The sequence below is a fragment of the Vibrio sp. FF145 genome, from assembly GCF_041439075.1.
Taxonomy (GTDB): Bacteria; Pseudomonadota; Gammaproteobacteria; order Enterobacterales; family Vibrionaceae; genus Vibrio; species Vibrio tasmaniensis_A.
In genome coordinates this window covers 14,690-41,078 of sequence record NZ_JBGONH010000013.1, presented here as the reverse complement: position 1 = coordinate 41,078, position 26,389 = coordinate 14,690, and the positions used below count along the sequence as shown (strand labels likewise).

At 44.2% G+C, this 26,389-nt stretch carries 22 protein-coding genes; 14 read left to right on the top strand and 8 right to left on the bottom strand.

Going from position 1 to position 26,389, the window contains the following annotated elements; translation table 11 throughout:
* Positions 1 to 14: 14 nt before the first annotated feature.
* On the bottom strand, positions 15 to 875 hold the full coding sequence (locus ACED42_RS07000; protein ID WP_231847907.1) for a phosphate/phosphite/phosphonate ABC transporter substrate-binding protein: 861 nt from the start codon (positions 873 to 875) through the stop codon (positions 15 to 17).
* Positions 876 to 1,426: 551 nt separating this feature from the next.
* Here ACED42_RS07000 and ACED42_RS06995 point away from each other — a divergent pair.
* From ACED42_RS06995 to ACED42_RS06975, 5 genes are all read left to right on the top strand, one after another.
* Entirely contained in the window at positions 1,427 to 2,143 is a 717-nt protein-coding gene (locus tag ACED42_RS06995; RefSeq protein ID WP_371701956.1) for an ABC transporter ATP-binding protein, read from the top strand.
* Positions 2,144 to 2,147: 4 nt separating this feature from the next.
* A complete protein-coding gene (locus ACED42_RS06990) occupies positions 2,148 to 4,682 on the top strand; it encodes an FtsX-like permease family protein (protein ID WP_371701954.1) in 2,535 nt (844 codons plus the stop codon).
* Positions 4,682 to 5,815, top strand: coding sequence for a lipocalin-like domain-containing protein (locus ACED42_RS06985; RefSeq protein WP_371701952.1), 1,134 nt, complete (start codon positions 4,682 to 4,684; stop codon positions 5,813 to 5,815). The genes ACED42_RS06990 and ACED42_RS06985 overlap by 1 nt, the downstream gene beginning before the upstream one ends.
* A gap of 285 nt (positions 5,816 to 6,100) precedes the next feature.
* Positions 6,101 to 6,649, top strand: coding sequence for a hypothetical protein (locus ACED42_RS06980; RefSeq protein WP_371701951.1), 549 nt, complete (start codon positions 6,101 to 6,103; stop codon positions 6,647 to 6,649).
* 177 nt (positions 6,650 to 6,826) lie between these two features.
* On the top strand, positions 6,827 to 7,186 hold the full coding sequence (locus ACED42_RS06975) for a hypothetical protein (protein WP_371694573.1): 360 nt from the start codon (positions 6,827 to 6,829) through the stop codon (positions 7,184 to 7,186).
* A gap of 143 nt (positions 7,187 to 7,329) precedes the next feature.
* Here ACED42_RS06975 and ACED42_RS06970 read toward each other — a convergent pair whose 3' ends face one another.
* Together ACED42_RS06970 and ACED42_RS06965 are read right to left on the bottom strand one after the other, a co-directional pair.
* A complete protein-coding gene (locus ACED42_RS06970; protein ID WP_371701949.1) occupies positions 7,330 to 8,568 on the bottom strand; it encodes a hypothetical protein in 1,239 nt (412 codons plus the stop codon).
* Between the two features lie 211 nt (positions 8,569 to 8,779).
* Complete coding sequence (locus ACED42_RS06965) at positions 8,780 to 9,568, bottom strand: helix-turn-helix transcriptional regulator (protein ID WP_371701947.1); 789 nt, start codon at positions 9,566 to 9,568, stop codon at positions 8,780 to 8,782.
* Between the two features lie 98 nt (positions 9,569 to 9,666).
* Here ACED42_RS06965 and ACED42_RS06960 point away from each other — a divergent pair, with 98 nt between their 5' ends.
* From ACED42_RS06960 to ACED42_RS06950, 3 genes are all read left to right on the top strand, one after another.
* A complete protein-coding gene (locus ACED42_RS06960) occupies positions 9,667 to 10,560 on the top strand; it encodes a DMT family transporter (RefSeq protein WP_012600207.1) in 894 nt (297 codons plus the stop codon).
* A gap of 894 nt (positions 10,561 to 11,454) precedes the next feature.
* Positions 11,455 to 11,958 carry an acyl-CoA thioesterase gene (locus ACED42_RS06955; protein ID WP_012600206.1) on the top strand — a complete coding sequence of 168 codons (504 nt, stop codon included), beginning with the start codon at positions 11,455 to 11,457 and terminating at the stop codon, positions 11,956 to 11,958.
* A gap of 230 nt (positions 11,959 to 12,188) precedes the next feature.
* The gene (locus tag ACED42_RS06950) at positions 12,189 to 12,461 is read left to right on the top strand and encodes a hypothetical protein (protein ID WP_012600205.1); all 273 of its coding nucleotides are present in this window, start codon (positions 12,189 to 12,191) and stop codon (positions 12,459 to 12,461) included.
* 554 nt (positions 12,462 to 13,015) lie between these two features.
* Here the strand turns inward: ACED42_RS06950 and malG are convergent.
* The 3 genes from malG to malE form a co-directional block, all read right to left on the bottom strand.
* Positions 13,016 to 13,906 carry a maltose ABC transporter permease MalG gene (malG, locus tag ACED42_RS06945; protein WP_009845806.1) on the bottom strand — a complete coding sequence of 297 codons (891 nt, stop codon included), beginning with the start codon at positions 13,904 to 13,906 and terminating at the stop codon, positions 13,016 to 13,018.
* A gap of 11 nt (positions 13,907 to 13,917) precedes the next feature.
* On the bottom strand, positions 13,918 to 15,489 hold the full coding sequence (gene malF, locus ACED42_RS06940; protein WP_017096229.1) for a maltose ABC transporter permease MalF: 1,572 nt from the start codon (positions 15,487 to 15,489) through the stop codon (positions 13,918 to 13,920).
* A 78-nt stretch (positions 15,490 to 15,567) separates the two neighbouring features.
* Complete coding sequence (malE, locus tag ACED42_RS06935) at positions 15,568 to 16,752, bottom strand: maltose/maltodextrin ABC transporter substrate-binding protein MalE (protein ID WP_009845808.1); 1,185 nt, start codon at positions 16,750 to 16,752, stop codon at positions 15,568 to 15,570.
* 665 nt (positions 16,753 to 17,417) lie between these two features.
* Here malE and malK point away from each other — a divergent pair.
* A complete protein-coding gene (malK, locus tag ACED42_RS06930; RefSeq protein ID WP_009845809.1) occupies positions 17,418 to 18,530 on the top strand; it encodes a maltose/maltodextrin ABC transporter ATP-binding protein MalK in 1,113 nt (370 codons plus the stop codon).
* A gap of 292 nt (positions 18,531 to 18,822) precedes the next feature.
* Here malK and ACED42_RS06925 read toward each other — a convergent pair whose 3' ends face one another.
* Positions 18,823 to 19,023 carry a chromosome segregation ATPase gene (locus tag ACED42_RS06925; protein ID WP_009845810.1) on the bottom strand — a complete coding sequence of 67 codons (201 nt, stop codon included), beginning with the start codon at positions 19,021 to 19,023 and terminating at the stop codon, positions 18,823 to 18,825.
* A gap of 247 nt (positions 19,024 to 19,270) precedes the next feature.
* Positions 19,271 to 21,187: a methyl-accepting chemotaxis protein gene (locus ACED42_RS06920; protein ID WP_009845811.1), complete on the bottom strand. Its 1,917-nt coding sequence runs from the start codon at positions 21,185 to 21,187 to the stop codon at positions 19,271 to 19,273.
* A gap of 462 nt (positions 21,188 to 21,649) precedes the next feature.
* Here ACED42_RS06920 and ACED42_RS06915 point away from each other — a divergent pair, with 462 nt between their 5' ends.
* From ACED42_RS06915 to ACED42_RS06895, 5 genes are all read left to right on the top strand, one after another.
* Positions 21,650 to 22,606: a MoxR family ATPase gene (locus ACED42_RS06915; RefSeq protein WP_012600202.1), complete on the top strand. Its 957-nt coding sequence runs from the start codon at positions 21,650 to 21,652 to the stop codon at positions 22,604 to 22,606.
* A 10-nt stretch (positions 22,607 to 22,616) separates the two neighbouring features.
* Positions 22,617 to 23,543 (top strand): DUF58 domain-containing protein, encoded by a 927-nt coding sequence (locus tag ACED42_RS06910; RefSeq protein WP_029223170.1) that lies wholly within the window; start codon positions 22,617 to 22,619, stop codon positions 23,541 to 23,543.
* Positions 23,540 to 24,025: a DUF4381 domain-containing protein gene (locus ACED42_RS06905; RefSeq protein WP_371701945.1), complete on the top strand. Its 486-nt coding sequence runs from the start codon at positions 23,540 to 23,542 to the stop codon at positions 24,023 to 24,025. The genes ACED42_RS06910 and ACED42_RS06905 overlap by 4 nt, the downstream gene beginning before the upstream one ends.
* The gene (locus tag ACED42_RS06900) at positions 24,018 to 25,010 is read left to right on the top strand and encodes a VWA domain-containing protein (protein WP_371701943.1); all 993 of its coding nucleotides are present in this window, start codon (positions 24,018 to 24,020) and stop codon (positions 25,008 to 25,010) included. The genes ACED42_RS06905 and ACED42_RS06900 overlap by 8 nt, the downstream gene beginning before the upstream one ends.
* A partial coding sequence (locus ACED42_RS06895; RefSeq protein ID WP_371701942.1) for a VWA domain-containing protein occupies positions 25,003 to 26,389 on the top strand: 1,387 nt, incomplete at its 3' end. The genes ACED42_RS06900 and ACED42_RS06895, both read left to right, overlap by 8 nt.

Genomic DNA, 26,389 nt, shown 5'->3' with positions numbered 1-26,389 from the left:
AATAACTTCTCTAGTTAACGGGAGATGTATTCATCAACCAGTCGTTTTTGCGCTTCCGCCCAAGAAATGCTTTCTACAATCTCTGGTGTGATAGCATCAAACTTTTTCGTCTTCTTATAGGCTTTCAAAGCCAGTTTACCTTCCTCACTTTCATGAGCCGCAAGCAATACTAAGAGCATGTTTTGCTTAAGTTCGGAGGAGAGATCAGGGCGTATTAGTACTAGTGAGCGGGGAATCGCTTGAGAAGTATGGATTACCTGTAACTGTTGTTTTACCTGCTCGGGAATTTCTTTCTCCCAATCGAGATTACTAAATGCAGCTGACGCAACAATATTACGATGAACCCAGCTCATCATGTTAGATTCTCCTCCAGACTTTGAATATTCATCGGAGAAAAAATAACCCACCTTGTCTTTCGGTGGATATTCTCTAGGGGAGCTTAGCTCATAGAGCTTATATCCTTGCCCAAGCAGTATCGCCGCAGGGACAAGAAATGCACTAGTAGAACCGACATCCTCAAAGACAACCGTTTTGCCTCGCAGATCACCTAGGGAGTCTACCCCGTTATCGCGTTTGGAAAAGAAGATTGAATGATATTCCGCCACACCGCTTTTCCATCGTCTTGCTAAAGGTTCAGCACCCGAATATTGCATTAATTCCTGTGCTGCAAACACCGTTTCAGAAACCAGATCTACCTGACCGCTTTTTATCCAACGAGCCATTTGACGAGAGTCGCGGGCGACAACAACTTGGCCTGTTTTGATACCATAGTTAGATAGGTTTTCAGCTAAGTAATCAGCAAAAGGCTGTGCACGTTTGAATGCTTTTTTGGGGTTAGAGCTAATAACCCCTATGATTATTGTTTCTTCACGCAAGGTGCTTTTCGTGTCTGCACTAACGGATACAGTGAAAAGCGAACAAACGATTACTGCTAGCAGTATAACGAACTGTTTACAAATGGACTGACAACTAAACATGCACGCACCAAAATGTGATATTTATCCCAATATTAAAACTATAATATTCGAAAATCATAGAATCTGCCATCTTGTATTAGCGATTAGTGGTGTAAGTACACAATCGCGAATAAATTAATCTCATTACGTTAACAACAAGTTGTTATTGCGTCTTCTTACGTGAAAATTTAGAGCAAATAGTCTTTACTCTAAGATCATAAACGTGGTCACGAACCATCTAACAACAAATTCGAAAACATCTTTGATGGCTTAAACATTCCCACCAACATCTGTATTCTCCCTCGCACTGATCTATTTCCCTCTTATCGAAGTACAAGTTATTAATAATTCGATATAAATCGCTCTATTGTTTGAGATTATTGTCTACAGTTTTATAGAGCTTGTCGCTTCGGTAATAGCCACAAGTAACGACACCTTTTGATGGTTAGTTTTGGTTATAAGGAAAGGAAATGGAAAGCCCTATTGTCACACTCACACAGGCCAGCAAAAGCTTTGTTGATGGTAAAGACACTCATAGCGTGTTGGACAATGTCGATTTCGCTTTGGCGACAGGGGCAAGCGTGGCTTTGACAGGGGCGAGTGGCAGTGGGAAAAGTACTCTGCTGAATATCATTGCGGGGTTTGAACCTCTATCCGGTGGCGAACTATCTGGTGGAGAATTGTGGCTCGATGGCGAGAACACATCAGATTGGAAAGATCCACAGTGGAGCCGATTCCGCCATCAAAAACTAGGCGTTATCTTTCAACAGTTCAACTTATTAACGCCACTCAACGTAAAACAAAACATCGCGTTTCCTCTCCATTTAAATCAACAGAAATGGAGCGACTGGTGCGATTATTTAGTTGATGCATTGGGCATCAGTGAGCTACTCGAAAGACACGTATCCGCACTCTCTGGCGGTCAGCAACAACGAGTCGCAATAGCGCGTGCGCTAGCCCATAAACCTAAGCTATTGCTTGCCGACGAACCCACAGGCAACCTCGACCACAAGGCAGGCATTGAGGTGATGAAGTTGCTGAGTGAAATCACCACACAAGGCAACACTGCCGTACTTTTGGTTACGCACAGCCCAGAATGTGCCAGCTTTATGCAGACAAAATTGGTGTTAGATAATGGTTGTTTAAGGAACGCGAAGCTAACCCAAGAGCGGCAGCGTTGTGAGTAATCCAATGAAACAAACTGGTTTCGCTCAGAACCAGCTCACCCATACCAAACTCACTCTGAACCTATTCGCGGCACACTATCGCCAATCACCATTGCAAGCCGCAGCGATTCTGATCGGCATTGTGCTAGCGGTCACCTTGTTTGTCGCGGTGCAAGCCATTAACCTCAATGCCAAGCGCAGTTATGCAGGATCGACCGAGCAACTTAGCGCTCAAGCTCTGAACCTTATCATTCCACCAGCAGGGCAAAACTATTTGCCGGAATCGCTCTACTTCAGCTTAAGACAAAGTGGATTAAGCGCTGCGCTACCTGTAATTGAAGGGCGAGTAAGAGACGAACAAGGCCGACGCTGGTCAGTTCAAGGAAGTGAGTTGATCGCCGCCCTCACTTCAAGAGCTCGCCACGCTCGCGTCGACGAAAAAAGCAATACTCAAGCCAAAGAACCAAACATTTCCCTGTTCGACAATGCCTTACCTTTGCCGCAACTCTTAGCGGGTGAACCCATTGTGATGATGAGCCAATCACAACACCAGAGCTTGGGAGAAGTAGACGCACTCACTTTGGATGAAGTGCTCACTCAAGTGGTAGTGCTACCAGATGAATGGCAGCTAGGTAGCCGAATGTTGATGGATATTGGGTTCGCTCAGCAACTGCTTAACAAGCAAGGGCAACTGAGCTACATCGCTATTTTTGACACTAAGAGCGACACGAACAGCAATGCTCAGGATAAATGGCAAAGCCTTATTGGCGAGCAAGGGCAATGGATATCCAACAACCAAAGCACGGATCTCGGTTCAATTACCGATAGCTTTCACCTCAATCTCACCGCCATGAGTTTGTTGGCGTTTTTGGTTGGCCTGTTCATCGCTTACAACGGCGTGAAGTACAGCTTGCTGAAACGTAATCGGCTGTTGGTGCAAATTCAACAAGCAGGGATTGCGCCAAGCATCGTGTTTTCTGCTCTGCTAATCGAGCTCACGGTTTTAGTCACACTAGGCGCATCACTTGGTTTCATTCTCGGCATTCAACTCAGCCATTGGCTGCATCCCACCGTCGCGATAACGCTTGAGCAACTTTATGGTGCAACACTGCTTCCCGGCACATGGCAGTGGCAATGGCTGGTACAAGCTTTATTACTTACGTTAGCGGCTACGTTAGTTGCATGTTGGCAACACTTTAAGCAGCGTATTCGACAACCACTCTCTTCCCACGGCGGCTTTTACCAAGCGCCAGAGGCTTCAAACGAAAACCAGTTGTTTACTATCGGTTTGGTGCTGACAGTTATCGCGTTAGCAGGGTTATGGCTTAGCGAACATCATCGCTTCACCATGGCGTGGCTTGGAGTGTTAGTGGTATCGATTCCTTTATATCTACCCAAAACACTCAGCGTGTTAGCAAATTGGAGCGTACAGCGCACTAAGTCAGGGTTAATACAATATCTTTTTGCTGAACTGAGAGAGCTAATATCTCCCCTATCCCTTGCCATGATGGCGCTGCTTCTAGCGGTTACCGCTAACATGGGAATGAATACCTTAGTCGGCAGCTTTGAATCCACTTTAAAGCAATGGCTTGAACAGCGCTTACATGCCGATATTTACGTTAGCCCTGCCCAAGGTGAAATCGCCAATGTGGAACGTGCGTTAGAGCAGTTTGAAAATGTTGAAACCGTTTATAAGCAATACTATGTCAACGATAACTTACAGGGCTTGCCGACTTTGCTCGGTACCAAAGACAGAGACACACTTGAGCAAACCATGGTATTCCAATCCCACCTTGATGATTTCTGGACGCGCTTTTACCAAGGTGAATTCGTGGCGATCAGCGAACCTACGGCAGTGAAGCTCGGCTTGTCCCTTGGAAGCCAACTCAAGCTCGACGCGATCCAAGACAAAACACTCATCGTCGGGGCGATTTTCCACGATTACGGCTCACCGAATGGCGAAGTGTTACTTGCACCTAATTTTTGGTTCGAAAACGGATTTACTGGCTTACCCACCAGCTTGGGAATCAAAGTCTCTGGCGACCCACAAGTGGTGTACGAACAGCTACGCCAGCAACTCAATTTGCACCCTAGCCAGCTTTACGATCAAGCACAGATCAAATCGATCGCTTTAGATATCTTCTCACAAACCTTTGCTATCACTCGGGCGCTTAATGGCGTCACTTTAATGGTGGCGGTGATTGGCTTGTTCTGCGCCTGTTTCATGTTGCTCGATGCACGCAAAGCCGCTATTGCAAGGTTGTACGCGCTCGGTGTTAGTCAGCGAAAATTGATGGCGATGGTGGTCGGGCAAATCGTAGTTCTGGTCGCCTTCACTCTGGTTATCGCTTTACCACTCGGCGCTATGGTCGGTTATGTATTGACGGACATCGTCACCCTGCGCGCCTTTGGTTGGAGCTTAAATTACGTATGGAATTGGAGTGACGCACTCAGCATCGCAGCCATCACCATTCTTGTGGCTGTGTTTGCGACCTTGATTCCACTGTGGCGTTTGGTCAGTAAACCCGTGGTATCCAGTTTGCAAAGTGAGGTGTTGTGATGAATCGATCAATAAGCGTTTTCGTTCTCACACTTGGCATCTTGCTCCTTTTAGGGTGTGAGGAGTCCACTCAACCATCAGCTCAAAATATGGGTTCGATACTTGGCGCAGAAACACAAACCGACGATGAAACACAAAAAGAGACTGAGCAATTCACGCCGGTATTAAAAGGCGTGGAGATCACCTTCCCTGCCGACCATCAAGCACACCCTAATTTTCGTCATGAATGGTGGTACTTAACCGCAAACTTAATTGATGAAGACGGCAATGCGTTAGGCGTGCAGTGGACACAATTCCGCTTCGCGGCTGCACCGCTGGAAAGTGGCAATAGCACTAAGGAAACTACGTGGAAAAGTCAGCAAATTTACATGGCGCACAGTGCTGTCACCACTAAAGACAAACACTATGCCGATGAAAAATGGTCACGTGACCAAGCAGAACTGGCAGGCGTCGATGCTTCCCCATTACGTGTCTACCTTGATGATTGGCAATGGAACGCTTCAAGCGATGACCTATTCCCCGCAACCTTGAACGCTAATTCAGATCAGTTTGGCTACTCGCTTAAGTTAACCAGCAACGCGCCTTATCAAAAGCAAGGCGAACAAGGCTACAGCACTAAAAGTAGCGATGGCAAAGTGGCTTCCTACTACTACAGCCAACCATTCATTAATGTATCGGGCGAGGTAGCTATTGATGGAGTAACCCATCTGGTTTCTGGCAAAGGTTGGATAGACAGAGAATGGAGCTCTCAGTTTTTACTCGACTCGCAACAAGGTTGGGATTGGTTTGCGCTAAGGCTGAGTGATGAAACCAGCTTGGTGGTATTTCAACTTCGAAACTCAACAACAGGCAAAGCCAGTTATTCCCATGCAAGGCTGATGAAACAAAATGGCTCTAGCATCGCGATTAAGCAGCAGGACATCCGCTTAACCGCTATCAAGCAAACAGAAATCGACGGACGCGATTATCCAACAGAATGGCAAGTTTCGATTCCAACTCAACAAATCGAACTGACCGTCTCGGCACTCAATCCAGAAGCAAAAATGCCACTGTCTGTACCCTATTGGGAAGGGCCAATCGTTATTGAAGGAACACACTCTGGTACGGGCTATATGGAGTTGACTGGGTACTAAGCCAAAGGCATGAACACCATTACGATCCAAAGCTTTTGCTATACCGAAAATTTTACTACCGTGGATATAACTTTGTAGATCTCAACTTAATTCATTGTTTTGTCGAGGGAAAACGTGAAACCCATCGCAATGCAACCCCTATTTCAAATACAACGATGTTTAAAGAGTAATACCCTAAGAACCTTCGCTAAGGCAAAGTCATATATTTCGAGAATATTGTTATTGTGCTAATGGACACTTACTTTTCTTACAAGACAAATAACGATAAAAAGGAGTTCGCAACAAATGAAAGCATCACTTAAATTTATCACTCTTTTGATCTTAGTTATTTCAATTCTAGGATGTGAAGATAAAAACGACGTCTATGCTAACCCACCTAGCCACCTATTAGAGCAACTAGATGCATACTTCCCACTATCTATTAAGTATGTAAGAAAAAATGAACAAATAGCACTAACCCAAGGTATCCCTTTACTACCTCAATACGTTGAAATTGCACATAAGATTGGCATCAAATATCCTGAAAAAATCCGCGTACATTATGCCGATTCAATTCCTTTGCCTGAAAATGAATCGTTGCTATTTCAAATGCAACGTTTGGGGCTTGACTCTCCTTACTTTACGGGTTCAACATTTGGTTATGGCATTTGGATCGCTAACAAAGCAAAAGGTGACAAATTACTACTTTCTCATGAATTGATTCATGTAAAACAAGTCGAAGATTTGGGGCTTGAAGCATTTACTAAAAAGTATTTATTGCAACTAGCCATCTTTGGTTACGTTGAAGCACCGATAGAAATCGAAGCTTATGAAAATGCAGGTAAATACTTATAGCCTTATTCATTATTAAACTACTTATCAATCGATTCAACGGACTCCAATAGCACTTTGTAATGATTAGTTTTTTTGGTTAGAGTACTCGCATATTTTTTTGCGTATATAACGTTTACGTATATAGCTTCGTCGTATAGTTTCCACAAATTGACAAGGCATTAGGTGTTCGAGAGAATTATGAGTGACTACCAACTGACTGTGATTAGCCAAGTTTGGGTTTTATTAGCCTTCTACCCCATGGTTTCTTATCTCTACTACTTAAATTCCAGGTCGATTGCTCAATCTGCTCACGGCCTATTATCCTTAGTTGGATTTTTTTATGCTGTTGTTGCATGCGAATTTACTCAGTTTGACCCCCTGTATTATTGGTATTGGCCTATTGGTCTGTTTTTTGTCCTATCTTTGCTTTCAACAATCTACTCATTTAAAGCCTTTAAAGGGAATAAATTAGTGCATCTCATTCATGTGGTTACCATCCTCTCGAATGTACTGACCAGTTTTGTTTCGTTAATGGCGGTAGCCCATGATTGGATATAAGCGCCAAACAAATATTTAAGATTTCGAAGGTCTTGCCACGCGACTGCTTGCCAACCCACTAGTGATATGAAAAAGCCATCACGAGGATGGCTATTTACGATTATAGATTGCAGAGGCACACCTTCATAACGCTCTTCTAAACGCTATTTAGTCAAATCGGCTTTGATCTGATCAACTTGATTCGCCAAAGAAGTATCTTGGAAATATTCACTGTGTGTTTTTCCTAGGTACAACTTCTTATTTGCTACTCGTTGATCCAACTTGTCTTTAACAATAGTGCCTTGTGCCAACTTATTGTTTAACTCAAGCGCAATTGCGGAGCTGTCTGAGACTATACTTCCTTTTGTATCGTAGTAACGAACTTGGCTGATATTCGCATCAAATGGGTCACAGTAAGCCGCTCCCAAATCACCATTTTCAATAATGCTGCTGTATTGTGCTTCGCTGATAGGCGTCTCTTTGTTTAGTACGAACTGGCTCCCTCGTACACACCAATTAATTCTTGTTCCAACACCTGGGAAGTATGCCGAGATCAAGTTAACTGCATAGTATGTATCTGGGGCTGACTGGTTTAATTTTGCATATCTATCAATCACCTTACCGCCAACAACTTGGAACTCAACTTCGCCATTGTCATAAGACTCAAAGAAATAGCTATTTCTAAACATCTTGCTGAAATTGACGTTATCAACAAAGCGCCCACTGTCGGATGTGAAGCTTTTCAGTTGCTGCTTGTGTTGAATACTACCTGTTGTAATGTTCGTCACTAAACCAACCACTGTGTTTTTCGCAGCGTCACTTTGCCAAGCAGTATAGTTACTTATATCTTGTTGAGGTGTGTTTGTCGTAGCATCGGCATCTACACTGTACTTGTAACTAAGCTCGGTAATGTCTTGGCCTACTTTCTTGACCTTGGCATATGACTTGTAACGACGCGCTTCGCAATCTTGAAAATTTGCATCATAGTAGAAATAACTGATCCAATCTTTAGCTTCGATAGTGTGAGCAGAGTAATCGACAATTCCGTTTGCGCCATAAACACCATAGAAATCTTTAAGATCTTTTTGCTGCTTAGATGATAGCTCTTCATTAAATTCATCGTCCCACCCAATACTGTAAATATTAAACAGGTTTAGAGACTTGATACACTCTTTGATATCAGTACTACCTATAGCATTAGCTGTATACATGACGGGACTGCTATAAGAGTTTTTTGCAACGTCATCTTTTGGATCTGCAACACTTCCTGATGCCGGGGTTATGGACATTTGAGGAACTACGGTTTTAGTCTTTTTAGGTGGTGGCGCAGCGCTATCGCTACCACCACCGCATGCAGAAAGTGTTACAGCTAATACTGATATCGTTGGGATAATAAACTTCAAATTTTTTCCTCGGCATTTTGAGCAAGTGATTATATAAATGATCACTCAAATACGATCAAAAAACTAAATGCTTATATAACCAAATTCAAACCATTGACGAAACAGACGTGTACATCCACTATCAATACTAAATTTAATCATTTAATAACAATAAGTTAAACATAAAAATTGAAAGTAATCGATTATTGACACGTTTGACAAAAGAAACCAATTACAACAACCGGTTCTTATACTGTTCTGGCGTTTGGTTCGCGTAACGTTTGAACATGGTGATAAATGGGCTTGCTTGGTTATAACCCAATGTAAGAGCGACCTCTTTAACCGACTGGCCGTTTCTCAACAAGTCCATTGAGTATAGGTAGCGCACTCGCAGTCGCCACTCGGTAAAGCTCATTCCGAGCTCCGTCTGGCAGTGGCGAGAAAGGGTTCTTTCCGTAGTGTGGACACGTTCAGCCCAATCTTTCAGCGTCACTTCATCGGTTGGGTTCTCTTCAACAGAAGCTAATATAGGCGCTAGATACTTATTGTCGGTTGAAGGCAAGAAGTGGTGTTCAACCTCACGCTGCGCAAGTTGGTCAAGCAGTACCTGAACGAGCCTTTGATCTTGCTCTTTTTCTGCAACATTGATTCCACGATCGCGAAAATCATCGATGATAGAAGACACAATCGGCGTGATCTTTATAAGGCTGGTTTTATCTGGCAGGTGTTGCGTGAGTTCTGGGGCGATATTTAGCGAGCAGTAGTCCAAAGGCTTACGGTTATAACTACAATGCATCACCCCGGCCGGTACCCAAATCGCCAAATGTGGTGGCGCTAGAAATCGGGTGCTTTCCGCTTCCATCTCTAATATACCGCCACTGATCAATTGAACCTGTCCCCATGAGTGGCTATGAACTCGGGTTTCAGTATTCGAAAGAAACGCTTCAAAATTCATAAATACATTGGATGGTGCCTTATCAATTGATAAGGATGGATGAAGGTTTCTGGACTGTTTTTTCAAACTTGTCTTCCTATCGCGCCTGATGTCTTTCTAAAGATACTTGTAAGTATAACGACCTGTCAAACTAGCCGCATCAACTCATTTGCGACGGAATTCACATGCATTATCTCTTACCATTTTTTACAGTCTGTATCTGGGGCGCCAATGCAATCGTCAACAAGCTTGCTGCAAGCACCATAGAACCTAGCGCGATGAGTTTTTACCGCTGGTTTTTTGCGATGTTAATTCTCACGCCTTTCTGCATTCGCCCAGTGATGAAACAGTGGGCTGTCATTAAGCCAAACTTATCTAAATTAGCGTTCCTCGGCTTTTTGGGCATGGTGTTGAACCAATCTCTAGGTTACTACGCAGGCTTAACCACAACCGCTTCCAACATGGCATTGATCACGTCTCTAGTCCCGTTGATCAGTGTATTTCTAAGCGTTCCTTTGTTGCACAAGTCCATTTCTAGTTTAAGTATTGTTGGCGGTGTGTTGTCACTGTCAGGCTTAGCTCTGATGTTAGGCAAAGGCGACCCTTTGTTCTTCATGCATCAAGAATTGACTCAAGGCGATGGCTATATGCTGATTGCGGCCTTTGTTTATGCTTCTTACTGTGTGTTATTGAAACGCTGGAAAATGCCCATCAGTAGCTGGGTGGTAATTTACATTCAGGGTCTGTTTGCTGTCGCTATGCTTACGCCACTTTGGCTTACCAGCGAACAACTGTTACCACCGCAACAAGCGATCCCATTGATAGCTTACGCCGCGGTGGCCGCTTCAATTTTAGCGCCTTGGATGTGGGTGAAGGCGATTGACACGATTGGTGCTGACTCAAGCGCGATGTTTATGAATTTGATGCCAGTTATCGCGATTGTATTAGCTTCCACCTGGCTGGGCGAAAAGATTAACCAGTTCCACATCATTGGTGGTGTGATGGTGATTTCCGGTGTCATCCTTGCTCAAATCAAAAGAAAACCAAGGCTTGAGGCTCCCTTACCTCAGCAAAACTAACCCCGCTTAACCTGCGACAATGCCCCATTCCATTTTCCACTCAGTACCTGCCTCGTTAGCAGGTACTGTTGTTTATTGTCGATTTCTCGATTCATGCTCTCTAATTTTATTTTTCGTTCATGAAGCTTTTAAGTACACTTAATAATGGTGTTTGCTATTGCAATATCTCGCCAACTTCCATTTAATGCACTAAGTACGGTTTAAGTGTTCAAAGCGTTAGAATAACTCCCCAGAAAGCAGGTAACTGTTGATCTAATCGCTCTCCTATGGTCACACGGCTCATGTAACCCAGGTCACTATGAGCCATTTAGAAAATTTACAGCAACGAAATAACCGTCTAGTTACTTTGGTTTATACAAAAGTGAACACTTTAAAATCGATATAAATTTAGCTTTAACACCTTAACTTACCGATAAATACAGATTATTATTGCAAAATGTATTAAAAGAGTTTTCTAGCAATAATACGAAAGGAAATATCTACGCGAAGGTTCTATACTTTTCGAACAGAAAGTGAGCTTATAAGAAAACAATCAAAACTATCGTTTTGGGATTAATTAAGATACCATCACTTAAACTAAACCGGATAAGCAACGGTTAGTTGGCTAACTCAAAAAGGTACCGATATGAGTACCACACGGCTTAGAAACACCTAGCATTCCGCTAGGTGTTTTTTTTTGCAATCCACCCTTCCGCCAGCTTGCTCGATAGAGTACTCCTCTGTTGGAGCGTCACGTCCACCTCCTTTAAACATCAATAGTCATCAACTCGCCATCTGTTTGAAAAAATAGTCTTGTTCGTGAGATTATCCGCTTTAATTTATGTCATCTTAAGTATATTGTTATTAGCAAGTAACGAGCATGTTATTCAGAACAATAATAATGAAGGAAGATAGATGAGCAGTCACAATAGCCGACAAGATGGTAAACGAGACGTTACTCTGCGTTTTTTAGCTGAACCCGGGGATGTGAACTTTGGTGGTAAAGTTCATGGTGGTGCCGTAATGAAATGGGTCGATTTAGCGGCTTACGCTTGTTCTGCTGGATGGAGTGGTAAGTACTGTATTACCGCTTACGCTGGTGGTATTCGATTCGTTGCTCCAATCCATGTGGGTAACCTTGTTGAAGTAAGTGCGAAGGTCATTTATACAGGTTCATCTTCTATGCACATCGCTATCGATGTTCAAGCCAGCGACCCAAAAGAACTCAACAACCGCCTAACGACTCACTGTATCGTGATTATGGTCGCTGTTGATGAAAATGGTAACCCGACTAAAGTGCCAGAATGGGTACCAGAAACATCAGAAGACATCGAATTAAGAGATTCTGCTATTCGCCTAATGAACATGCGAAAACAGATCGGTGAAGAGATGGAAGCACACGTAAAGTATCTTAAATAGGCGCAGCTAGCAGATATACTCTACAAAACCTTATTACGATGCCAGGCAGTACTTGCTTGGCATTTTCAATTCCCTCTCTATACCCAAGTAAATCCGTTACACACCTAATGCTGACTATAACGCGTGATACCCAGTCAAAAGTTAAAATGATCCGATACTTGTTCACGGATTTATTTTGACTGTAATAAAGTCGTCATTTTGCTCTGTTTAAATACCGCCAATCATAATGGATGTATTTAAATTTCTTGGAGCCACTTTTGAGCACAACATTTCCCACCCTTTGCGAATCTACACTGACGAACTTGAAGGCAGTTGAGTATCAATGGGTTAGAAGTTTGTACGTCGAAGGCTACGACACGAATGAAATTAACCACTATATCCAAGCTTGTTTTGGCGGTGATCAGACGTTTGCGGATCTGTTTCGTCGCGTAGCTCTTTATCAAGACAGCATCTATGTTTTACTTCAGCATTTAGGTTGCGCACCTTCTAGCAAAGAGTTCTAGTCTCACATCACCTCTTCCTTTTCTCCTTCCCTTTTTGAAATATTTACCACTAAATCAATAACTACCGAGAATACCCACCACAAAAATTAACACGAGCCTGCCTTTATAGGCACTTTCTGTGTAATAGACCGATCCGTTGCATGCAAATTATTGAAGTATCACGCATGGAAATATTACACATATATCAATAGAGCTGTGGCCCCCTATACTGAGTGTCTGATTTGTGAGACTCGTTGATGTCTTCAATTAGAGAGATGAAACCGGAAAAATCCAGGAAAGAGGTACTTCAGTATTTAATGACTGAAAGAAACCAAAAAGACTGAGATAGAGATAGAGATAAAAGTAGCGGGCATAAAAAAACCCAAGTAAGTACCTGGGTTAGAGTTACAAAAACCACTAATCATTAATAGCGTAAGGAACCTGATTAGTAGCCAGCTATGCGTAACCTGAGGGTTATTTTTATTACTGATCGGCGGCCAAACCAAATGATGTAATAAAAATGCCAATATAGAGCGACCTAACGGTCGCTCTTTTGTCTTTCTTATAAGGACAGCTTATCCTTTTACACCACCCGACGTCAAACCGCCAACTAACCAACGCTGAGCCAGTAAGAACACGATAGTAATCGGAAGTGCGGAAAGTACCGCTGCTGCCGCAAAGTCGCCCCATAAGTAGTTCTGAGGATATAGGTACTGCTGCATACCTACCGCTAGCGTGTAAGAGTTCACGTCCGATAATAGGATGGAAGCAACTGGTACCTCACCAACAACACCAATGAAAGATAAAATGAATACAACCGCTAGGATGGGTACTGACAGTGGTAATAGAACCAATCTGAACGCTTGCCAAGGTGTTGCGCCATCTAATGCTGCAGCTTCTTCCAAAGAGTTATCAATCGTCTCAAAGTAGCCCTTAATCGTCCAAACGTGCAATGCAATACCGCCCAAGTACGAGAAGATCAGACCGCCATGCGTGTTCAAGCCTAAGAATGGGATGTATTGCCCTAATTTGTCGAACAGTGCGTAGATAGCCACTAGAGCCAATACCGCAGGGAACATTTGAAAAATCATCATCGCTTTCAGGATAGTTTCTTTACCTTTAAAGCGCATACGAGCAAATGCGTAAGCCGATGTTGTCGACAGTGTCACAATAAGAATTGACGTAATACCCGCTACTTTTATCGAGTTCCACAGCCAAGTCAGTACTGGGAATGGAGGCGGAGTAACTGAGCCATCAGCATTCGTCACTGACATACCCAGAGCCAATTTCCAGTGTTCCAAAGATGGGTTATCTGGAATCAAGCTACCGGTTGCAAAGTTACCTTCGCGGAATGAGATAGCAATAATCATCAGTAGTGGGAAAATAATTAGCGCTAAGAAGCACCACAGCGCAATATGCGTTGCCCATACTCGGTATTTAAGGCTCTTACCTTGTACCATAGCCATTGTCGTGCTCCTTAATCTTGAGTCAATTTAGTGAAACGAAGGTTTAGTAACGCTAGGGCACCAACCAATAGGAAGATAAGCGTTGCGATTGCACTTGCTAGACCAAAGTCTTGACCGCCGCCGCCTTCGAATGCAATTCGGTACGTGTAGCTTACAAGCAAGTCTGTGTAACCCGCTGGCTCAGAAGTACCAATCATGTTCGGGCCACCGTTCGTCAATAGTTGAATCATTACAAAGTTATTGAAGTTAAAGGCAAACGCTGCAATCAATAGTGGTGTTAACGGTTTTATCATCAATGGAAAAGTGATTCGCTTGAAGTTATCAAGGAAGTTAGCACCATCGATTGCTGACGCTTCGTACAAATCTTCAGGAATCGCTTTTAGTAGACCCATACATAGAATCATCATGTAAGGGAAGCCTAGCCAAGTGTTAACAATCAACACCATGGATTTCGCTAAGATCGGGTCGGAGAACCAGTTTGGGCTTAAACCAAAGATACTCTCAAGCACCATGTTAATCTCACCAAAGCTCTGGTTGAATAGGCCCTTAAAGATAAGAATCGAGATAAATGCTGGTACGGCGTAAGGCAAAATTAGTAGAACACGATACACAGCACGGCCTTTCAGCTCTTCCCACTGCACAACGTTTGCCAGAACCAAACCAATTGCAAGTGTGAAGGCTACCGTACAAATGGAGAATACAACCGTCCAAATAAAGATACTGATAAACGGTTCTTTGATGCCGTCATCTTTCCAAACACGTTCAAAGTTGGCTGTACCAATGTCTACAACAAATCCTGGAGAAATGGTGTTACCGATAAACTCACCTTTCTCGTCAACCGGTTGGTAGAAACCCACTTCCATGTTTGGTTTCAATATTTCACCAGATTCATTGTTGTATAACGTTTCCCCGTCATCTTGAAGAGTGTAAAGCGGTGCAACGGCAGCAAATTTACGTAAGCCGCTCATGCGGATGTCATCACCATTTGGCAGATGGAAATCGACACCACTGATCACAGAGCGATTTTGGATGATCGCTTTGATCTTCTCTTTTTCACCTTGTACAGAGTCAATTGCAGATAGGTCCATCTCTGTTGATGTCATGCCTTCCAGAGAAAATACATCAGTTGCTAACAGCTGGTCGCCATCTTTCACAACGATCTGGTGACCGTTATCTGTTTTGTACAAAGTGAATGGGTAGCTTTCACCGCTTTGGAATGAACGGTCTAAAAGAACGGTTTGAGTACGCTCTAGAGAGAGCTGGTTTTTTGCGCTGTAGTTAGTAAACGCAAGCCCTACGGTATATGCCAGTGGGAAAAGAATGAATAAGATCATTCCGGCAATACCGGGGTAAATATAACGGTGGGCGTAAGTTTTCTTACTACCAAAAATGTAAAGAGCCAAAGCCGTTAAAATCACAGTAAGCAGCGCAAATGCGAGCTCACCGCGAGAATACATTAAAATTGTAGCGTAGCCATTAATTAAGCCAACACTACCAAGCAACCCCCATTTGATGAAGACGCTTTTACTGCCTGGAAGGCTTGATGGTGCCGGGATCGCATCTGAACCTTGAACTGACTGCATAGAGGAACCTGCTAACGAGATATAAAAATAGAAAAGTAAGGAGAGGTTGCCCCCTCCTTAAAAGGTAGTGCTTGGTTGTTACTTAGTCATTCGAGCTTCAGCACCTTTTAGTGCTTGCTCTACTGATTGACGGCTATCAACTACGTTGCCAATAGCTTCTTCCATGCTGTACCAGAATGTTGTGAACTGAGGGATGTTAGGCATGATTTCGCCGTTCATCGCGTTATCCATTGTTGCTGCAATACGAGTGTCGCTGTCTAGTTGACGTTGGAAAGAGTTAAGAGCAACAGCGCCTAATGGCTTGTCGTCGTTCAAGCTCTTCATACCTTCATCAGTTAGTAGGTAGTTTTCCATAAACTCAACGGCTAGATCACGGTTTGGAGAAGCGGTGCTGATACCACCAGCCCATACACCAACGAATGGCTTAGACGCTTTACCGTTGAACTTAGGCAATGTTGCTACGCCGTAATCTACGCCAGCTTTCTCGATGTTTGCCCAGCCCCAAGGACCGTTAATTGTCATTGCAACGTTACCTGCTACGAATTCAGACTCAGCAACTGAGTAATCCATATCCGCAGAAATAACTTTGTCTTTTACCATCTTCTCAATGAAACCTAGAGACTTCTGAACACCGTCAGTCGCTACGCCTGCATCTTTAATGTCGTAACCTTCCGCTGTTTGCTTGAACGCGTAACCGCCGTCAGCTGCAAGTAGAGGCCATGTGAAGTAAGCGCCACCACGTAGAGGCCACATGATTGCTTTCTTGCCATCTTTTTGAAGCTTAGCGTTTAGTGCAGGGATCTCTTCCCAAGACTTAGGTGGATTAGGAACAAGTGCTTTGTTGTAGATAAGAGAAACTGACTCAACTGCAACTGGGTAAGCGATTGTTTTACCGTCGTAAGAAACAGCATCCCATGCGAAGTCTACGATACCTTCTTTAGTTTCCTTAGAAGGTTTGATATCAACAAGAAGACCTGCTTCTGCAAAACCACCAAAACGGTCGTGTGCGTAGAAAATCATGTCTGGGCCATCGCCAGCTGCTGCAACCTGAGAGAATTTCTCTTCTAGTTTGTCAGGGAAAGCGACGGTTACTTTAACACCAGTATCTTCTTCAAAGCGTTTACCTACTTCAGCCATTCCTTCATAAGCTTTGTCGCCACCAACCCAAATAGTTAGTTGACCTTCTTCGATAGCAGCGTTTGCACCAAAAGAACCCAGAGCAACGATTGTGCCTAGAGCTACAGCGCTTAGAGCGTTTTTCATGTCAATATCCTTTTTATATTTATACGTAGGGCGCATTCAATTAAGACGAGCCAGTTTTCGGAGGCTATGATCTGAGAAAATCAATGACAGCTCATCATCCTAGCCACTACGCCCTAGCTATTATGGCCTAATTTCGTGATCGTCATCCGGTAAGATTGGCGAGCGAAGTCACAAAGTAGATACTCATCGTGATCCACATCACCGTTATGCGGTGAATTTATTTGAACTGGATCGCCAGTTATAGATAACCCCCTTTATCTACTCCTCCCCTCCTACTCCCCCTAGTTAATTTTCTATTGGGAGGATGTACCATTACGCGAATTCACCGAAACTGCATTCATCCAAGAGTGGATAGTAAGAACCCTTTACCAGCGAATGTTATGCGTTGACGCATTCTTCATTTAGTTGGCTTCACTGCCCGCTGTTGTCTTTATTAAGCATCGAGCTAAATCTGTGATTGAATCACGGGGGAGATTTAGCTGGATGTGGGGGAAATAGGCACCAGTTTGGCTATGACGGGTGGGCTTGGTTAAAGAATTCAAGTCCCACCCACTTTTTTCTTACTCACTCAATACTTACCAATTCCTACAGTTACTGCTGACCCAAAAATTCCTTATAATGATAAGCAGTAAAACTTAAAATTTGATCGATCGAGGACAAGCTAGATGGCGAGTGTCACGTTAAAAAACGTTTATAAATCATATGGTGATGTACAGATTTCTAAGGACGTAACCTTAGACATCAACGAAGGTGAATTCGTAGTATTCGTTGGACCATCAGGTTGTGGTAAATCGACGCTATTACGCTGTATCGCAGGTCTAGAAGATATTACGTCTGGTGATTTGTACATTGGTGATCAACGCATGAACGATGTTGAGCCATCAAAACGTGGTGTAGGTATGGTATTCCAATCTTACGCGCTCTACCCTCACCTAAATCTCTACGACAACATGTCTTTTGGTCTTAAACTGGCAAACGCCGATAAAGCTGAAATTGACAAGCGTGTTGAACATGCTGCAGAAATCCTTCAGCTTGGTCACCTTCTTGAACGTCAACCTAAAGCATTGTCTGGTGGTCAACGTCAACGTGTTGCGATTGGTCGTACTCTGGTTTCTCAACCAAACGTATTCCTACTTGATGAGCCTCTGTCTAACCTGGATGCAGCACTGCGTGTTCAAATGCGTTCACAAATCACCAAGCTACAGCGTCAACTGGGCTGTACCATGATTTATGTAACACACGACCAAGTTGAAGCGATGACAATGGCGGATAAAATCGTTGTGCTTGATGGCGGTTTTGTTTCTCAAGTGGGTAAACCTCTTGATCTTTACCACTATCCTCAAAACCGTTTCGTTGCTGGCTTTATTGGCTCACCAAAAATGAACTTTATGTCGGTTCACATCGAACAAGCTGAAGCAGAACGCGTATTGGTACAACTTTCAAACGGTATGACTTTCTGGATCCCAGTTGATGGCACGACTGTCAACGCTGGTGACCGTATGTCTCTAGGTGTTCGTCCTGAGCACTTATTGTCTGCTGAAACAGGTGATGCGACGATTGAAGCTGATGTGTTGATGGTCGAGAAGCTCGGTAACGAAACACAAGTTTACCTAAACCTCGACAGTGCCGATGCTGACGTTATCTATCGCCAGCCAGACACGTTGACGATTGAGTCTGGTGACAAGCTAGCGATTGGTATTCCTGCACACCGTTGTCACTTGTTCCATAGCGATGGTAGAGCATGTCGTCGCTTGTACAAAGAGTACGGCACCGACTAATCGGTTCGTCTTTTTAGGATATAACTTGCCCGTATCGAATCCCTCTTACCTTGTAAGGGGGATTTCTCATTTTCTGACAACGAGTTTTACTTTCATTAAATAGATCGCGCTTTGTCTGTTGTCTGTTGTCTGTTGTCTGTTGTCTGTTGTCTGTTGTCTGTTGTCTGTTCAGTATAAAAACAAAAAAGGCCTAGCGAATGCTAGACCTTTATCTGTTGGAGCTAAAAGCCACCCTATCTAAACGATAAAGATATAGGCTTGCTCAACTTTAATACCAATCGTAGTAAATAACTTAGTGAATTGGCGTATCACTTGTTTTATTGAACTGGCCAAAATGCTGTTCTAACACTTCAGGTGTCAGTTTGCCTTCCGCTTCTAGTCGCTTAAATTCAGCAACGATCGCTTTTTGCTCTTCAAGTGATGGAAGTTTCACTTCAGGCTCATCGCCCATCTCTTGAGTCATCTGCTCTAGTTCTTTTTCAAAATCGCTCATGATACTTACCTAAATATTAAACCTAGCGAGATTTTACTCATTTACGCTCTATGATGCTAGGGCGATTAGGTGCAAAGCCCGAAACCAGATCAAGTGAACATCAGCTTAAATGCAGAACTGCGGTCTGAATGGCGACGTTCAACGTAAAAAGCTATACCAAACGTAACAATTAGCATCAGACGTAAAAAAGCCGGGGTCACGTGAAATGAATCCGGCTCCAATGTAAGTGTTGCAAGTTTATCCGCTATTAAAGCTTAAACGAGCCAACCATCTTATCTAGACGAGAAGAAAGCTGTTGAAGTTCTTGGCTCGCTTCAGCAAGCTGCTCTGCGGTTCCAGTCGTCACTTCGTTAATCGCGTTGATTTCTTCAATATTCTGGTTGATGGTATGAACTACGGTTGATTGCTCTTCCGTTGCCGTTGCCACTTGAGTGTTACGATCAGTGATATCAACGATACGGTCTGAAATACCCCCCAGTACGTCCACCGCTTCATCCGACGCCGATACGCCTTCAAGTGTAATCACTTTGCCTGCACTCATCGCCGTTACGGCATCTTTAGCATCACTTTGCAGTTGGTTGATCATCTTCTGAATCTCTTCAGTAGAATCTGCGGTACGGCTTGCTAGGTTACGAACCTCATCGGCTACAACGGCAAAGCCGCGACCTTGTTCACCCGCACGCGCAGCTTCAATAGCAGCGTTCAGAGCTAGTAGGTTGGTTTGTTCAGAGATGTCACGAATTACACCCAAAATAGAGCCAATGTCTTGAGTCGTTGAAGCTAACTGCTCTACCACTTGACCTGTACTTTCGATGTCTTGCGCTAAACGGCTGATCGCGTCTTTTGCTTTGTTTACCACAGATCGGCCTACTTCAGTATTGCCTGAAGCCTGTGTTGCCGTTTCCGCAGCCGTTGCCGCATTCGATGCAATCTCGCTGATTGTCATGCCCATCTGGTTAATGGCTGCAACTACCTGAAGAGTTTGATCTCGTTGTTCTTGGCTATTGTCGTGGGTGATGTGTGCTTTATTAGAAACACTCTCAGCGGCGACTTGAAGTGCTTGGCTTGTAGAAAACACCTCTTTCATCGACTCGTGAATCTTTTCGATGAATCCATTAAAGCCCTTTGAAAGCTGTGCAATTTCATCGTTGCCTTTCACTTCGATACGCTGAGCAAGGTCACCGTCACCTTCGCCAAGGTCACCGAATCGCTTAGCCAAAAGTTTAATCGGTTGAGTAATACTGTTTGCTAGCACTACGCCCATCAGAATAAAGATTAACGCTACAACAGCGGTCATGATCAGCATCTGTTTAGCCGTTGCATCAAGCTCAGCAAAAACTTCGCTCGTCGGAACTTCACCAACAACGAACCAATCCATTGACGGCACATACAAACTCGCGACAAACAACTCTTGTCCTTTATGTTCCGTTGTAATCAGGTTAAATCCTGACTTGCTTAACAACTGACTAGATTGAGGACCGTAAAGTTGTTGAAGTGATGAATCACTAAGCGAACGTTCGCGATGAATTTGAACATCACCTTGGCTATTCGTTAAGAAAACAAAACCGGTATCTTCGATCTTAAAACTATTGAGTAGACTTACCATGTCACCCATCGATTTCGATAAGCCAGACATCGCTAAACCAGAAGGTTGTTGGTAGTTAGCGAACATTTTCACTTCACCTGTCGCTTCTTGGAACATACTGACCATTGTCTGCTGGCCAGATTGCGTAAAGCCAAAGAACCAACCATCTTGCTGTTGATTGAGTTGACGCAAGAAGCCATCTTGGTTCCAGTAGTAGGCCGTTTGACGGTTTGCTACCGAGGCATCATTTAGCTGGTATTGGTTACGAACATTGTTCAATTGCTTTACTAGCTTGTTCTCTAAGACGGCATCACGATCGGTCGATTCGATAGCGTCAGAAATGAATTCATTCGAAGCAATTTGTTCTGCAGCTAACAATAGCTGAGAGACTTCACGGTCAATTTCACCATTAATTCGCTCTAACATTCCCGGAAGCTCAATATCGACTAATCGATGACTCAAAACATCTCTTGCTTGCTTTTGTGCCATCGCACCGACAATCACCGTTGATGCAAGAACTGCGAAGGTAATTCCAAGTACAACTTTTTGTTTAATACTCAGAGAGTTAGTTTTCAACATATTTGGACCTTTAAAAAGAATCGCTCGTTATTTATATATCCTGAACAGGATTTTTTTGGTGCACTTAAACCAGTAGTGCACTCTCTCCACCATATATCGGCTAAACCCCATCAAACTAGAGAGGTATTTCGCAAAAATTTGTAAGCATGGTGAAACAAAGCAATCATTCTTCTATAGAAAAAACTATCAGCAAGACTAATGCAGTGAAACGTAACCATTCATTTTAATTATCTGGATAATAAGGTTCCACGAAGCTCACTTAACGACAGACCTCTGAAGCTTTGATATATAAAAAACAATTGATATGGTACAAACCATGGCTCAGTGGTTTTTTCTCGTTAACCGCTTGTAAATAATTCCAATTTTGAAAAAATAAATTCCACAAACGTACTGGAACTTTTTCCTAGTAATCAGTGACCAATACTCAAAATAAAAATCAAATGGATACCCAGAGAGTCCAAAATGCACAAAACAAATTTCGAAGTCCTTCAAAACTATTTAGAGTCTCAAATCATTGGTCAAAAAGAGCTTGTTAAGCAGCTGATGATAGCCCTTTTGGCCGATGGTCATATCCTCGTTGAAGGGCCTCCCGGGCTAGCAAAAACTCGCGCAGTAAAATCATTGGCTGACTGTGTCGAGGGAGACTTCCACCGCATTCAATTCACGCCAGATTTGTTACCTGCTGATTTAACGGGTACCGATATATTTCGTCCAGAAACGGGAGAATTCACCTTCCAATCGGGCCCGATTTTCAACTCGCTTATTCTGGCGGATGAGATCAACCGTGCTCCGGCGAAAGTGCAAGCCGCAATGCTAGAAGCGATGGCTGAGAAGCAGGTGACGGCGGGACGAAAAACCTATGCCTTACCCGATTTGTTTTTGGTAATGGCAACGCAAAACCCAATTGAGCAAGAAGGCACTTACCCGCTACCAGAAGCTCAATTAGACCGTTTCTTGCTGCATTTAGAAGTGGCTTATCCAGACATGGAAAGTGAGCTGGAGATTTTGCGCCTAAACAGAGGCGAAGCTCAAGGCAATCAACCAGTTCAACCAGAGCCTATTTCTCAACAAACTATCTTCGAAGCTCGCCAAGAAGTGCTCAACATTCACATGGCAGACACCATTGAGCAGTACATCATCAGATTGGTAATGGCGACGCGCCAACCTAAGCAATACAGCGACCAGCTTGATCAATGGTTAGACATGGGTGTTAGCCCGCGTGCAACCATCGCGTTAGACCGTTGTGCCCGCGCTCACGCTTGGCTTGCAGGACGAGATTACGTCACTCCACAAGATGTTCAAGCGATGGCATTCCCTGTACTGCGTCACCGCCTGCTTCGTAGCTACCACGCACAAGCCGAAGGGGTCACTGCAAACCAAGTGATCGCACACCTTCTCTCGTTGGTTGGTAGCGCATAGGGATACGCGCATGAAGAATCAATTACCCAACCATAGTGACGGCGTCACGTTAAACCTGGACGAACTGCTGCAATACAAAGCGCAGTCTGTCCGCTGGTTGCCTCCAGCCAAGAGCCTGTGGTCGCAACTTAACGGCCAGCACGAAAGCAATCGTAAAGGTCGCGGGATGAATTTCTCTGAGGTTCGTCAATATCAGGCGGGCGACGATATCCGCAGCATTGATTGGCGCGTCACGGCGAGAACAGGCAAGGCGCACACCAAACTGTTTTCTGAAGAAAGAGAACAGCCTGTGATTTTGTTCTTAGATCTGTCGAGCAGTATGATTTTCGGCTCAACCTTGTTGCTTAAATCGGTTCAACTCGCACACTTTGCCAGCCAACTTTGCTGGTTAACCGTCGCTCAAAAAGACCGTATTGGTGCAGTGATCGATACTGGCCAAGAGATCATTGAGATTAAACCCAGTGCTAGCAACCACGCTCCGCTGCGTATTTTACAAAAAGTCATAGAAATCAATAACGCAGCGCTGACTAACCCAAACAATCACAGCAACACAACCTTAGAGCATGGGCTGAAGTCTCTTCATCAGCTTTGCCCGAAAGGCAGCGATATCATTATGCTCAGTGATTTTGTTCGTTATAGCGAAAGTAATTACTCACTTATCAATCAAATACGTCGGCATAATCGGGTTCGCTTGGTGCATTTTTACGATCCATTAGAGCAAGGTGTCACTGCTTTCAAAGGTTCAAAACAGATCACCGACGGCAATAAAACGCAATGGTTTAACTTTTCATCAAGCAAGGAAAAGGAAAAGCTCAGTCACGCATTTGATCAGAAGCAACAACAACTTATGCAAATGAGCCTTTCTTTGGCGATCCCATACAGTTCATTGTCTTGTGCGCAATCGTTAATGAGCCAAGTATCAGGAGTTCAGTCATGAATCAACCTCTCGACTTGAGCCCTATTATTACGCCAAGCGCACCGTCATGGTGGCCTTTGGCATGGGGTTGGTGGTTAATCATTATCACGGCCATTGTTCTGATCGCCTTAGTATTTTTCATTGTAAACAAAAGACAAAAGAACCAATACGCGAAGAACGAAGCACTTGCTTGCTTTCGTGATAGTCAGCCTTCAAATACCTTGTCTCCGAGTGCAGCTCAAGACATCGTTCGTCAGGCAGCACTAAGCTATTTCCCACGCGAAAAAGTGGCAGGCTTGTCTGGTGATGATTGGTTGACGTTCTTAGATGCGCAATTGGCAAAACCTTTGTTCGCCGCAAAACAATCGCAATGGCAACAAGCGCTCTACCAAGATGCAACCTTAATGAGCAACGAACAGAAAAAGGCTCAACAGCAATTGGTTAACGACTGCGAAATCTGGCTTCGTAAAGCCCTTCCTCCAAAGCGAGGTCGTTATGACTGATCTTTTAAACACGAGCTTACTAAATATTGAATTCGTTTGGTGGTGGATGTTTTTCCTCGCGCCACTGCCGGTTCTCGTTTACTTGTTCTCTCCTAAGGCGGAATCGAACAATGCCCTAAGGCTTCCATTTCTGCCCGAGGACAGCAATACCAAAACGCCGAGCAGTCGCTTACCCAAGGCGTTGTCGGTCATCATCTGGCTTTTATTGGTAACGGCCATGGCACGTCCAGTTTGGTACGGTGAACCGGTTGAGTTTCAGCCAAAACACCGAGACTTGATGTTGGTTGTCGACCTCTCCGGCTCGATGAGCCAAGAAGACATGCAGTTCAATGGCGAATACATCGATCGCTTATCTGCGGTGAAACATGTATTGAGTGACTTTATTGAGCGACGAAAAGGCGACCGAGTCGGATTGGTGCTATTTGCTGATCACGCCTATCTGCAAACGCCACTGACGTTAGATAGAGACACGCTTTCACAACAACTCAATCAGGCTGTGTTAAAGCTGATTGGTACTCAAACCGCGATTGGTGATGGTATCGGCCTTGCCACCAAAACCTTTGTCGACAGTGACGCCCCTCAGCGTGTGATGATTCTACTCAGTGACGGCAGCAATACCGCAGGCGTATTAGATCCACTAGAAGCCGCGGATATTGCTAAGAAGTACAACGCGACGATTTACACCGTGGGTGTCGGTGCGGGTGAAATGATGGTCAAAGAGTTCTTCATGACTCGTAAGGTCAATACTGCTCAAGACTTGGATGAGCGTACTCTAATGGAAATCGCCAAACGCACTGGCGGTCAGTACTTCCGTGCGCGTGACAGCAAAGAGCTGGCAACGATTTACGACACCATCAACCAGTTAGAGCCCGTGACGAACGCCACTAAGATCTGGCGACCACAACAAGAGTGGTTTGTCTGGCCACTGTCGGCGGCAATGTTTTTCGCATTTATGCTGTTAGCCATTAGGAGAAACAATGTCTAACTTTACTTTTATCTACCCATATTGGTTCTTGGCTCTTGCCGTGCTGCCCGCTATTTGGTGGCTTAGCAAGAGACAATCCAAGCAAGGGTTATTAGCGTCACACATCGCCCGTTATTTGGCTCCTGAATCGAGCAAGCCATCGAAAAACCGCGGCACTTATTTCGGTGTTTGGTGGTTGGTCGGTGTCATCGCATTGGCCGGTCCAAGCTTTGAAAAAAATGAACAACCAAGCTTTGAAAAAACACAAGCTCGAGTTGTGCTCATTGATATGTCGATGTCGATGTATGCCACTGACATTAAACCAAACCGTTTAACACAGGCGCGATACAAGGCTTTGGATCTACTATCACTCTGGAAAGAAGGCCTAACGGGAATGGTGGCATACGCCGGAGATGCTTACACCATCAGTCCGCTAACGTCTGACATCAACACCATCAAGAACCTCGTACCCAACCTATCACCAGATATCATGCCCTTCCAAGGCGGCAATGCAGCATCGGCAGTTAAGCTTGCGATTGAGATGATGACTCGTGCTCATATCTATAAAGGCGATCTGGTACTGATTGCTGATGATATTGATGGTCAAGAGAAGAAAGATATCGACTCGCTACTCTCTGGTAGTCATTGGACGTTATCAGTCTTGGCTGTAGGTACGGAAAGCGGCGCGCCGATCTCGTTACCTACAGGTTCGATGTTACAGACCGACTCAGGACAAACCGTGGTTGCGAAAACCAACGTAGACAATATGCGCGACCTGACTCGTCGCTCTGGCGGCACATTCACTGAATTGCAATTGGATAACTCAGACGTTGAACACATCGCAAGTTACCTCGACCGAGTTGCGACAACATCAGAAGTGACTAAAACCAATAACTCACTCAACACCAGAGTGAACAACGGTTTCTGGTTATTGCCGTTTCTGTTACTTCCTGCACTTGGGCTATTTCGAAAAGGGGTCATTTGGTGTGGCCTAGCTGTACTTGTCTCGTTCAGCCAACCGAATACTGCGTTTGCAAATCCTTGGAAAACCGATGACCAAGTGGGTTATCAGTTGTATCAAGATGAGGACTTTCAACAAGCCGCAGAACAATTCGAACAGCAAGAATGGAAAGGCATTGCGCAATACAAAGCCGGTGATTTCGAAGCGGCCGAACAGACGCTACAAGGTCTTTCTGGCGAAGATGCTCGTTACAACCTCGCCAATGCACAAGCAAAGCAAGGTAAATACGACCAAGCGATAAAAGAGTATCAACGCATTCTCGAAAGTAACCCTGAACATGCTTACGCGAAGAAGAACCTAGAGATTGTCGAACAGGCTCAGAAGCAACAGCAACAGCAACAGCAACAGCAACAGCAACAGCAACAGCAACAGCAACAGC